The sequence below is a fragment of the Gemmatimonadales bacterium genome, assembly GCA_036500345.1.
Lineage (GTDB): Bacteria > Gemmatimonadota > Gemmatimonadetes > Gemmatimonadales > GWC2-71-9 > Palsa-1233.
In genome coordinates this window covers 1-11,286 of sequence record DASYCE010000014.1, presented here as the reverse complement: position 1 = coordinate 11,286, position 11,286 = coordinate 1, and the positions used below count along the sequence as shown (strand labels likewise).

At 63.4% G+C, this 11,286-nt stretch carries 10 protein-coding genes; 4 read left to right on the top strand and 6 right to left on the bottom strand.

Features of this window, described 5'->3' with window-relative positions:
- Positions 1–552 (top strand): Uma2 family endonuclease (locus tag VGM20_07765; GenBank protein ID HEY4100757.1); only part of this gene is annotated, 552 nt, incomplete at its 5' end.
- Positions 553–574: 22 nt separating this feature from the next.
- Here the strand turns inward: VGM20_07765 and VGM20_07760 are convergent.
- The 3 genes from VGM20_07760 to VGM20_07750 all read right to left on the bottom strand — a co-directional run bounded on the left by VGM20_07760 (position 575) and on the right by VGM20_07750 (position 4,569).
- Positions 575–1,558: a T9SS type A sorting domain-containing protein gene (locus VGM20_07760; protein ID HEY4100756.1), complete on the bottom strand. Its 984-nt coding sequence runs from the start codon at positions 1,556–1,558 to the stop codon at positions 575–577.
- A 4-nt stretch (positions 1,559–1,562) separates the two neighbouring features.
- Positions 1,563–3,113, bottom strand: a complete 1,551-nt coding sequence (locus VGM20_07755; GenBank protein HEY4100755.1) for a hypothetical protein — start codon at positions 3,111–3,113, stop codon at positions 1,563–1,565.
- A 391-nt stretch (positions 3,114–3,504) separates the two neighbouring features.
- Positions 3,505–4,569, bottom strand: a complete 1,065-nt coding sequence (locus VGM20_07750) for a hypothetical protein (protein ID HEY4100754.1) — start codon at positions 4,567–4,569, stop codon at positions 3,505–3,507.
- Positions 4,570–4,894: 325 nt separating this feature from the next.
- On the opposite strand from VGM20_07750, the gene VGM20_07745 reads away from it, so the two are divergent.
- The gene (locus VGM20_07745; protein ID HEY4100753.1) at positions 4,895–5,524 is read left to right on the top strand and encodes a hypothetical protein; all 630 of its coding nucleotides are present in this window, start codon (positions 4,895–4,897) and stop codon (positions 5,522–5,524) included.
- 140 nt (positions 5,525–5,664) lie between these two features.
- On the opposite strand, the gene VGM20_07740 is transcribed toward VGM20_07745, so the two are convergent.
- The 3 genes from VGM20_07740 to VGM20_07730 are packed head-to-tail and all read right to left on the bottom strand — an operon-like array spanning position 5,665 to position 8,195.
- The gene (locus VGM20_07740; protein ID HEY4100752.1) at positions 5,665–6,240 is read right to left on the bottom strand and encodes a YdeI/OmpD-associated family protein; all 576 of its coding nucleotides are present in this window, start codon (positions 6,238–6,240) and stop codon (positions 5,665–5,667) included.
- Complete coding sequence (locus VGM20_07735; protein ID HEY4100751.1) at positions 6,237–6,665, bottom strand: DUF3830 family protein; 429 nt, start codon at positions 6,663–6,665, stop codon at positions 6,237–6,239. The genes VGM20_07740 and VGM20_07735 overlap by 4 nt, the downstream gene beginning before the upstream one ends.
- A 3-nt stretch (positions 6,666–6,668) precedes the next feature.
- The gene (locus tag VGM20_07730) at positions 6,669–8,195 is read right to left on the bottom strand and encodes a serine hydrolase (GenBank protein HEY4100750.1); all 1,527 of its coding nucleotides are present in this window, start codon (positions 8,193–8,195) and stop codon (positions 6,669–6,671) included.
- Between the two features lie 162 nt (positions 8,196–8,357).
- On the opposite strand from VGM20_07730, the gene VGM20_07725 reads away from it, so the two are divergent.
- Both VGM20_07725 and VGM20_07720 read left to right on the top strand, forming a co-directional pair.
- Positions 8,358–9,131: an AraC family transcriptional regulator gene (locus tag VGM20_07725; protein ID HEY4100749.1), complete on the top strand. Its 774-nt coding sequence runs from the start codon at positions 8,358–8,360 to the stop codon at positions 9,129–9,131.
- 163 nt (positions 9,132–9,294) lie between these two features.
- Positions 9,295–11,247, top strand: a complete 1,953-nt coding sequence (locus VGM20_07720; protein ID HEY4100748.1) for a DUF2075 domain-containing protein — start codon at positions 9,295–9,297, stop codon at positions 11,245–11,247.
- Positions 11,248–11,286 lie beyond the last annotated feature (39 nt).

The following is an 11,286-nucleotide window of genomic DNA, read 5'->3' as shown; positions in this document are numbered from 1 at the left end:
ACTATGTCCATGCCGCTGCTGGAATACTTCTCTGCCGATGCCGTGCGCCGTCTCCCCGACGACGGCAAGCGCTACGAAACCGTGCACGGTGAACTGCTCGTGACGCCAGCACCGGGTGGAATGCATCAGCTGGTACTGTCGCGAGTTTTCCGCATTCTCGACCGGTATCTCTCGGCTCACAGCATCGAACAACTCCTCTGGTCCCCCGCCGACATCTCCTGGGACGACGACACGCTGGTGCAGCCGGATCTCTTCGTGGCGGATCTCGACGCGTTTCTCACGTCGGGCAAGTGGTCCGACGTCACCACGCTGCATCTCGTCGTCGAGGCACTCAGCCCGAGTTCCATTCGCGCTGACCGCTTCACCAAGCGGCGGCTCTATCAGGAACAGCGCATTCCGACGTACTGGGTCGTCGACATCGACAATGCGCAGGTCGAGGTATGGACGCCGGAGGCGCACTTTCCCGTCGTCGAGCGGGAGACGCTGCGCTGGCGGCATCCGGCGATCGCGGAAGAGTGTGTCGTTGAGGTGGGGGAGATCTTCTGGCGGTAGGACGGACTTTTCAGGAGAAGTTCTAGGGTACCTTCACGACCAGCTTGTTCGATATTTGCCCGTCGGGATTGGAAACCGTGATGGTATAGGTCCCGGCACCGTGGAAGATGACGGTCGCCGTGAGCGAAGTACCTCCCGCTGCGACCGTATTTGAGGTCGATATGACGCTCGTCCCGTTCGAATCGGTGACGACCGCCATCGCCTGGGGACTCAAACCGCTTCCGAATATCGTGATGGTATTGGTACCAACCGCGAGTGGCGACGGCGTGATAGACGCAATGGCCGGAGGCGGCACGACGACCGGAGCAGTCACGGCAAGATTGGCGGATCCGGTGTCGGCTGGGCAGCTGCCGACGCTATCGACGTGCGCCGTCAATGTGACGACCGCCGAGGACTGGAGCGGTGGAAGAGTCGCGGCGGAATAGAACGCGGTCACCATGCCGGTTGCTCCGCTCGTGGCCACAGCCGTCGCAAAGCTGCCGAGAGAGGCGCTGAAGGAGACGACAGTACCGTTCGAGGCAATTCCGGTCTTGCCAAGGAGCGTTGCGGTGACCAGGACGGAATCGCCGCTCACGGCTGAAGGTTTCGAGAGGCCAACGAGGATCGTCGTCGGGCAATTCACCGTGAACTGGGCGGTCGTCGTCTTGCTGTAGCCGCCGACTGTTGCGGTGACGAGCGCCGTACCGGCGGTAGTCGGAGCGCGAAGGAGAGCCTCTGCCCTGCGCGATGAGCTGACGGGGACGCTGATCGTAGTGACGCGGCTGGTCCCTTCGAACGTGCCGAGGGTGGTGGTGAAGGTCGCAGTCGTGGCGACGAGTGGCGACACGCCGACCAGATCGAGTTCGATCTTGATGTCCGACACCGAGTCGGCGGGAGCGGAGAGCGGCTGATCGGCGAAGACGAATGCCGGGAGCGGGCCGCGGGCGCCGAGCGTCCCCTCGTCCTGGCAGCCGATCACGCTGAGGAGTGCAGCGGCGGCGACCCACTGGGCGCGGCGCATCGGCATCAGGTCAATACACCTGGAAGGTGAAGCCCACGGCGACGCCGACGCGCGTGGAGGTCTGAACGGGAACAGTGTTGGTTGGAAGTTCGTCGCCGAGTCTCAGACCGCCGAGGCGTTGCTGATCGCCGGCGTAGACGGTCGCGTTGATCATGAACTTCGAATCCTTGGGGGACACGGCGAGACCGGCGAGATAGTCGAGGGATGTCCCGGCGCCCTGCGTTCGGAGGCCGGTACCGAATACGCCGTGGAGGCTCCAGCGCTCCTTGCTGTCGAGCGAGCAGAGCCGGGCGTTCAACGTGATCGCCGGAACCAGACGGAACTGATTGTTCCCCGTGAGGCCGACGAGGTATGTCGTGGTCCCGGGGCCCGCGTTCGGCGGGCCGGACGCGACGGCGCTGTACTGCCGATTGCTGACTGACGCGACCATCAGTCCGACACCGATGGAGAATTCCGGCTTGCCGCCGAGATGGAGGCGCTGCTCGGTGAGGGTGGTGAGGGATCCCTGGTCGCCGCCGGCGGCGGCCGGCTTTGCCGCGGGAGTGGTCCCTGTTGCGGTGCTTGACTTTGGCGCAGGCGACGTCGGATCTGGTGGACCATTCGTGGAATTCGCGGTTGGAACGGTCACTGTTGCCGTTGCAGTCACTGCGCTTCGGTTCGACGAATTGCCGTCCGCCCCGCCGCCGCCGGGCGATCTTGCGCCATCGTCAACTGGTGTGAACAGCACCGCAGGTGCAACGTGGGACCGCGATACCCGAATGGTGATGTCCATCGGTTTGTCGAATCGAGGAAGCATAAGCATCGCATAGTATGCTGCCGGATCGTCGACTGTGTTCTGGAATGTACGGTACGCGGTTCTCGCAGCGTCCCGTTCAGTACGGAGGGTGTTGAGATAGGTTTGTGCGTTCCCAACATCCTTGTCCAGTTCGGACTGAGTCGCTGTAAGCTTCGGGCAGGCCACGTCGATCTTCGATTTGTTCGGCTTGACGAGATCTCTCACACTGTCAAGGCGCGATTGCGTCACGGACAGCAAGACATTGATCACGGCTACATCATTCGTAATCGAGTCAGATAGCCATCCGAGAGCACGGGACGCTCGCTGGGCGGCGTCATGTACTTCTCTTGCGGCGATCTGAGAATTGTAGATAGTGCCAGCCTGAGCATCGAACTCCGACCGGGACCGGTCCCCGTCGAGCAGCGTCGTAGCAAGAATGGTGTCGATCTTCTTGAGGGAGAGCCATGCGTTGTCGGCTAGCGCCGTAATTGCCCGTTGCGGCTCCGGTCCATCGGGACAGCTGGGGAGCGGTTGACCCACCGAGAATGCGGCCGCGGTTCGAGGCGGCGGCGCCGAGGGTATGCTCAGGCCCAAAGGCTTAAACGCCAAATTGAAGAAGTCCAGCGGCGATGCTTCCTGAACGATTTGACTGTCCTTAGCTGCGATAGCGTAGTTAAACAAAAAGGGATTCACGTTGGTAACAACCACACGCACGATCTCATTGCGTTTGAACGCGACCTGTTCCGACGCGCGGCCGGTTAGACCGCTCACCTGAAAATCACTCACTCCGGGGGCCTTGAGTGGTCTACCCCAAACGATATCACCTCGGTAGGCAGCAAACGGCGCAAGACTACTGTCTTGCAGCGGCCTCGGGTTGACCCCGTCAGCGAGCCGATCAAAATCAGCACAACCGCCCAGGCAGGCGACGAACGCTATTCCAACGAGAACGTTGTAAGATGTTGAAGGACGTCGCAAGCAATTCGCCGGGGGTGAGGACCGATAGAGATACCGCCGATCGGCCATTTCGCAAGGGAACGGTCCGCGGGCCCGGTCAAGGTACTGTCAGCGCAGCTGCCGCCGCGCGTTGTCCTTTCGCCGTGAATTATCGGGCACCATGGCGACTGCGCAGCGCTGCGGAATCCGGCGTTCGCCGGGAGAGATGTAGGCTGAACCCAGCTCAGCGAACGTAGCTGTGCACCCCCGCGTCGAACGCCCCGCTCGACGCCTGACTCCCCGGCAAGACCTCGATGCGCAGATGCGTCGCGTCGGTCATCTGCAGCAGCATCAAACCCCACTGCACATTGGTCGACTCGGTGTACGTCAGCGGATACGCCACGAGGCCGCTCGACGGCGTGACGTTTTCCGGGCGTGGCGTGCCAGGTGGAATGGTCCAGAGTCCCGGCACGGCGATGGTGCCGCCGATCGAGACGCGGACGAGCGACGGATCGTTGTAGTCGGTGACGAAGGCGACAGTTCGCAGCCATCCGGTCGGCGATTCGGTGCTGTCGATCGGGAGCGACTGATCGTACCAGGCGCCGGCGAGGGTGCCGATGCGATCGAGGTCGATGTGGCCGTCCTTGTCGGGTGCACTCGGCACGCGACGGAGTCGGGCGTAGAACTGCGAACGGAGCGGTTCGGTGAAATACGCCCACGGCGAGACGCAATGGAGAGTCTCGTCGCCGTACCGTGCAGGATTCGCGAAACCGGTGAGCGTCACCGACTTGTCGTAGGCGCCGAGGTCGACCGTGGCGCCGGGATCGCTGGTGCCGACCTGGTCGCCGGCGTGGAGGATGTCGCCGACCTTGAGCGGCTGAGTGAGGACGACGTGGCCGAGCATATAGTAGAAGGTGTTGGTGACGCGGAAGACGATCTTGTAGTCGGGATCGGTGGGGGCGTGGATGATGTAGCTGACGGTGCCGGTGGTGGGAGCGTAGACGGGGCGAATGGTGCTGTCGGGAATCGCCGGCGGGTGGTCGAAGTCGACGGCGTAGAAGTAGACGTGATTGGTGGGGAGGACGTGGCCCGGCGGCGCGAGCGAGCCCAGGGGCGTGAGGGTGCCGGTGGTGTTCATCGGTGCAACGGAGAAGGCGGCGACACCGTCGGGAGGCGGCGGCGTGGGGTCGTTGTCGGGGCCGGTGGTGTTGGTCTGGATGTAATCGGAGGAGCAGGCGAGGAGGCAACCGAGGAAGATGAGTGTGGCGAGCGCCGAGCGATCCGTCGAGGAGCTGCGGAGGGTTGGCATGCGGGGATTATACCGCGCAAATCAGTCCCCTGCGCCGTTTGTCGGGGTTGTCTCGCTGACCAGCCAGGAGCAGTATTCACCCATGGCAAGCAAGCAGGTGTCCACGAACTCGAGCAAGTCTTCGTCCCGCGCAACCCACCGGACCGGACTCACCCGCGCCCGTGCCAAGCGTGCAGTGAGGAAAATTGGCAAGCAGTTTGAAACGCGGACTGACAAGACGCCGGCTGCGTGGCAGAAGGGTGGCAAGGAGTGGTCCCGCGTACTAGGCCACTTCGGCGCCTCGAAATAGGATCTGGCGCCCGCCACGGCGCGCCGCATCCCCGCCATGACGGACGCCCCCCAACAGGTCTTCCTCAACGTTCCCTTCGATCTCCGCTACCGAAAGTTGTTTCGGGCGATTGTTTTCGCCGTGCACGAGTGCGGCCTCGTGTCGCGATGCGCCTTGGAGAAGGAAGACGCGGGAGAAGCACGGTTCGCGAAGATCATTCAGATCATCGGCGAATCCCGGTTCGGAATCCACGATCTTTCTCGAACCACGCTGGATGGCGCGCATCGACTGCCGCGATTCAACATGCCCCTCGAGCTCGGGCTTTTCCTTGGCGCCAGGCACTACGGGAAACCGGCCCACCGCAACAAGGCGTGCCTGATCCTCGATCGCGAGCCCTATCGCTATCAGATTTATTGTTCCGACATCGCAGGGCAGGACATTCGAACTCACCACAACGAGGTGGGACAGGCACTCGGCGCCGTTCGTAATTGGCTGCGCACGCAGTTACCCCACCGCCCACGGCTCCCTGGTCCAGCTGCAATCGCCCACCGTTACATCGCCTTTCAACGACAGCTGCCGGCGCTTTGCAAGGAAGTGCAGCTGACCCAGCGTGAAATGTCGTTCCTGGATTATCGCCTGTTTGTTGAGGAATGGATCGAGGCTCACCCCGGGATAGTGAACCGCTAGCGCCCGCGCAGCCACCTGGGGCTCGGATTCGGATGGCACGGCGGAACGTTTGCGGCGGGACTGGAGAGGGCCAAGGTGTGGGGGATGTCGGGTGCGGAGGGAGTGCGGGAGTGGGCCTGCGGGGAGCTGAGGCCACCGGCCTAGTGAAGCTTCTTTCCAGCGCGCATCATGTCGAGGAGTACCTGCATGCGTCGTTCGCGGGTTGCCGGCTTTTTCGCGGTCTGCAGTCGCCAGGCGATGGCGTAGATATTGGCTTTGTTGAGGGTGAGGAAGAAGTCGTAGGCCTTCCTGTTTTTCTGTAGCGCGTGGATGAAGTCGTCAGGGACTTTCATGGTACTCGGCGAATCGTAGGCGCTTTCCCAGCGACCGTCGTTCCTGGCAGCTGCGACTTCATTCAATCCCGCCTTCGTCATGCGTTTTTCCTTGATGAGCCGAGCGACGTGGTCGCGGTTGCGCTTCGACCAGATGCTGCGTGGGCGACGAGGGGTGAATTTCTGGAGGAACGACGTGGCGTCATGGGATTTCTTCTGTCCGTCGATCCAGCCAAAACACAATGCTTCGTCGAGGGCGTCGGTGTAGGTGACGGACGGCTCGGTAGAGGATTTCTTGGAGATCTGTAGCCAGACGCCGGGAGAGGTGGTGTGATGCTTCAGGAGCCACTTTCTCCATTCGGCAGCGGTCTTGAAAGTGAGGACCTCGAGGTCGGCCTTCGTCACGAGGTCCCTGAAGTGACCTGTTCGAACACGGCCTCGACTGCTCCGTCGAACCACACCCGGCGACCAAACTCCAGCAGCGTTGCCGCGTCGAGCTCCAGCGTGAGAAAGTGGTTTCCCGAGAGCGGTCCGCATCGCGCCGCAAAGGCCGTCACCCCGTAGGGGATCAGAATCTCGGGGTCGCTCTCTCCACCGGGATAGAAGAGGATCTCGCCAGGTTCCGGGCGGTGCTTGACGTTTTCAGGTCCCGCCGGGAGTTGCAATCCGTTGAGCGGTAGCCAGAGCGCCTGGCCGCTCCACCGCGCCTGCAGGAGCTTTCCCCGCAGCGGCAGGAGTGTGCGGAAGGCAGCGCACGTTGCCGGCGCCGTTGCCTCCTCCAGGCGTGCGGAAAACTGGTGACCCGCGACGGAGAGCCGAATGCCGGTCATCAGTTACGGCCCGCGGAGTTTCGACAGCATCTTGACCGCATTGGCATTCTCCGGATTGAGTGCCAGCGACCGTTCATAATTCTCGATCGCGAGCGCCTTGTCGCCGTGGTTCATGTACGCCTCGGCGAGACTGTCCCAGGTATTTGCGCTCCGGGGATACGCCTCGACGTTGAGACGGAATGCCACGATCGCCGCCTCGATCCTGCCCGTCGCCATCAACTGATATCCCAGCGCATTGAGCTGGTCTTCCTCAAAGGCAATCGCCGGATACCGAGCCCGCAATGCATGATAGGCGCGCACCGCGGAATCTGCACCGCCATGGTCGAACGCCTCGGTTACCACCAGCGCGACCTCCGGCACCACCATTTGTTTGCCAAGGTAGATCGTGGCAATCGCGTGGCTCGGATCGCGGTCGGGGGTGAAGCCGCGCCGATTGCAGAGAATCGCCAGCGTGAACTTCTGGTCGGGATAGCGAACGAGCCAGGTCTGATATCCGCTCCACCCGCCGATGTGGCCGATGGTGCGGAGGCCGCGGAACGCACCGAGCATCAACCCTGCCCCGTATGCGACGGTATCGCCGGAGGTGAGCACACCTCCCCGCTGCATCATGCGAACGAGCGCCAGTCCGCCGACGGCACCGCTGTAGAAATTGGCGTCCCAGCGGGCGAGGTCCTCGACCGTCGAGTAGAGGCCGGCGTCGCCGACTACATCGGTCCTGGAGTTTGCCAGCTGCCACTCGGGACCGTTCTCGACCAGGCGCTGATCACCAGGAACCGTGGTGCTTTTGCTGATGTATGCGTTCGCGAGCCCAGGGATGGGACGGGAGTGATCATCGCGGTAGGTGGTGGACGTCATCTTCAGCGGACCAAAGATCCGTGCCTGGGCGAACTCGCGCAGTGACTTGCCCGAGGCGCGTTTCACGATCATTTCGAGGAGCACGTAGCCGGAATTACTGTAGCTGTAGCGGGATCCCGAAGCGAAATCGAGCGGCTTGTCCTTGAGAAACTCCAGCACGTCGTGCTGTGTGAGCGGATCCGTGATCGCCCAGCCGGTATTGAGCATCGCCAGGTAGTTCGGGATGCCGCTGATGTGATACAACACCCGCCGGATGGTGATCTGACCCATCGGCACGCCATAGTCTGGTAGTTCCGGGATCCATTTTCGTACGTCATCGTCGAGGGACAGGCGATGATCCTGGGCCAGCAGCAGAATGCTGAAGGCCGTGAATTGTTTGGTCAGCGACGCCAGGCCGAAGACCGATGCCGGAGTGATTCGCGCGCCACTCGCGACGTCGGCGAGTCCGAAGCCTCGTTCATAGCGAATGCGTCCGGCGCTGATCACCGCCACGGCACAACCGGGTGATCCGGCTGCGTCGTACGGTGCGAAGATCGAATCGACGCGCCGCGTGAGCGCTGCGTCACCCGGCAGAGTGGACTTCGCCGGCACCTGTGCGCCTGCGCGGGAGGCGGTGCAGAGGGTGCACGCCGCAAAGGCGATGAGAAGGGATTGCCCCACGGCGTGACTTTTCATGGTGTTCACCCTCGGTTCAGGGATAGTGCAACGCTTCCGGTGCTCCGGAGCATCTCATGGGCAAACGTAGGGCGCAGCAGGGAGGGAGTCGTGCACCAGAACGATGGGATTTGGACAAATGACGCATTGCAGGGACAACTGCGGCCGACCGCGGGCGCGCGGGTGCGTTCGCGGGAAGTGGGCGGTCTTGCGATCGCCGAGGCGCGGTACCCGGCGAACGGCCGTTCGGCGTGGCACTCGCATGAACTGGCCGGACTCGCCGTGGTGCTGACTGGCGGATACCTGAAGCGGATGCATCGGACGGACCATCAGTGCGCAGCCGGCACCATGACGCTTGAACCGGCTGGCGTCAGTCACGCTGAATCGTATGGCAACACGGAAGTGCGCGTGTTGCTCGTCGAGTTTACCCCGTGGCGCCACGCACTGATCGACCAGGAGATCCAGCTTCCGGATGCGCCGGTTTGCGGGCGGGCACCGGTGGCGGTGACGCTGGCGCGGCGGGCAGTGCGCGAACTGCGGACCGGCGACTCGGCAACGCCGCTGGTTCTCGAGGGGTTGGCGCTCGAGCTGATCGGCGTGGCGAGCCGGTCCACCGGGCAGGCGGTCGCGGCGCCGTCATGGCTGGCGCAGGTGATCGAGCGAATCCGGGACGACTTTCGCTCGCACCATACCCTCGATGAACTGGCGCGAGGGGCCGGAGTGCATCCCGCACATCTCACCCGTGCGTTTCGCTCCGCGAACGGCTGCAGCATCGGCGAGTTCGTCCGCCAGCTCAGGATCGAATGGGCGGCGGAACAGCTGCTTGCGGCGTCGACGCCGCTATCGTTCGTGGCGGTCCAGGCGGGGTTCTATGACCAGAGCCACTTCACGCGAGTGTTCACGCGGCAGATGGGAGTTGCTCCCTCGCGGTATCGGGCGCTTCGTCTCAGGGGGTGAGGGGGTGCATTGGGCCGAGTAGCCTGGTGCCTGCCCTGTTCCTCGGCTATCGTCCGATCTAACCCATCTGACGTGGCTGGCCCTGATCGACGCCGATCTGCCCGACCCGCAGCATCCCTCTTCTGATTCCGGCACTCGGCGGCTGTCGAACGCCTGGGTTGGGGTGTCAGTCGCCGCATTTCTCGGCACGTCGGATGACGCGCTGCTGGGGCGACTGACGGCGGCGAGCTCGTTCGATGTGACGACGGCGCAGCGCGACGCCTGGCGAGAAAGCATCGAGCTCCTCCGCCCTGCCCTCGCCGGCGTCAACGGGTATCTCTACCTTGAATTCGAAGTCCCGCGCCTCGGGAGCCGAGTCGATGCGGTGCTGATTTCCGGGCCCGCAATCTTCCCGATTGAATTCAAGGTCGGTGAGTCGGAGTATCCGCGCGACGCGGTGAATCAGGCGTGGGACTACGCGCTCGACCTCAAAAACTTCCATCTCGCCAGCCACGCGGCGCCGATTCTGCCGATCCTCGTCGCGACCAACGCGCCGGCGTCGCATGGACCGTGGGCGAAGGCGTTTTCCGACGGCGTCCGCCCGCCCTACTGCTGCAACGGATCCGGCCTCGCCTCGGCGATTCGCAGCGGGCTGGCGCTGGTCGACGGTGACCCACTTGATGGCGAGGGGTGGGAGCGGTCGACGTATCATCCGACGCCGACGATCATCGAGGCGGCACGGGTCCTCTACTCGCAACACTCGGTCGAGGCGATTTCGCGCAGCGATGCGGGCGCCAGGAACCTGCAGGTCACGTCGCGTCGAGTGGAAGAGGTGATCGAGGAGTCGCGGATGCGGGGCGACAAGTCGATTGTCTTCGTCACCGGCGTTCCGGGCGCGGGAAAGACGCTGGTCGGGTTGAATGTCGCGACGCAGCAGCGGGACGAGGAGTCGCCGACGCATGCGGTCTTCCTCTCGGGGAATGGTCCGCTGGTCGCGGTGTTGCGTGAAGCGCTGATCCGGAGCGATGTGGCGCGCGCGAAGGCGGCCGGCGAGAAGCTCCTCAAGAACAAGGCGGGGCAATCGGTCAAGCAGTTCATCCAGAACATCCACCACTTCCGCGACGCGGGGGTGAAGGACACGACGAATCCGCCGGTCGATCATGTGGTGATCTTCGACGAGGCGCAGCGGGCGTGGAATCGCGCCAAGACGTCGGACTTCATGCGGCGGAAGAAGGGGCTCAAGGAGTTTGACCAGTCGGAGGCGCAGTTCCTGATTGGGTACATGGACCGCAGGGCGGACTGGGCAGTGATCGTCTGCCTGGTGGGTGGTGGGCAGGAGATCAATGATGGCGAGGCGGGGATCGCGACGTGGCTCGATGCGGTGCGCGAACACTTCCCCAAATGGCGGGTGTATGTCTCGCCGAGGCTGACAGATACCGAGTACGCCGCACTCGAGAGCGTGCAGCAGCTTTCACCGACTTCGGTGGTTCCAGACGAAGCATTCCACCTCGCCGTGTCGATGCGATCGTTCCGATCGGAGCGGGTGTCGGAGTTCGTGAAGTGCGTGCTCGATCTCGAAGAGGACCGGGCGCGTGGCGTGCTGGCGGAGGTGGTGAAGCGGTATCCGATCGCGGTGACGCGGGACCTGGATGTGGCGAAGGAGTGGATTCGCGATCATGCGCGCGGGTCGGAGCGGTACGGGCTGGTGGCGTCGTCGAGTGCGATGCGGCTCAAGCCGCATGCGATCGACGTGCGGGTGAAGACCGATCCGGTGCACTATTTCCTCAACAATCGGGACGACCCGCGGTCGTCGTGGTATATGGAGGACCCGGCGACGGAGTTCCAGATCCAGGGGTTGGAGCTGGACTGGGTCTGCATGACGTGGGACGCGGATCTACGGCGAACCGCAAATGGGTGGGGGTATTTCCAGTTCCGGGGGGAGAAGTGGCAGCGGACGCTGCAGCCGGAGCGGCAGCGGTATTTGCTGAATGCCTACCGGGTGCTACTCACGCGGGCGCGCCAGGGGATGGTGATTTTTGTGCCGCCGGGGGATCAACGGGATGCCTCCCGGAAGGTCGAGTTTTATGAGGGGACGTATCGGTATCTGGTGGAGGCGGGGGTGGGGGTGGTGGGGTAGGCTTGTTGATGGCGGGATTGGTGCGGTCTGTGGGGAGAC

What these genes read in the sequence shown, in the direction of transcription:
- VGM20_07750 (HEY4100754.1), bottom strand. Translation starts at nt 4,569, where the DNA reads ATGCCAACCCTCCGCAGCTCCTCGACGGATCGCTCGGCGCTCGCCACA.
- VGM20_07735 (HEY4100751.1), bottom strand. Translation starts at nt 6,665, where the DNA reads ATGACCGGCATTCGGCTCTCCGTCGCGGGTCACCAGTTTTCCGCACGC.
- VGM20_07745 (HEY4100753.1), top strand. Translation starts at nt 4,895, where the DNA reads ATGACGGACGCCCCCCAACAGGTCTTCCTCAACGTTCCCTTCGATCTC.
- VGM20_07730 (HEY4100750.1), bottom strand. Translation starts at nt 8,195, where the DNA reads ATGAAAAGTCACGCCGTGGGGCAATCCCTTCTCATCGCCTTTGCGGCG.
- VGM20_07760 (HEY4100756.1), bottom strand. Translation starts at nt 1,558, where the DNA reads ATGCCGATGCGCCGCGCCCAGTGGGTCGCCGCCGCTGCACTCCTCAGC.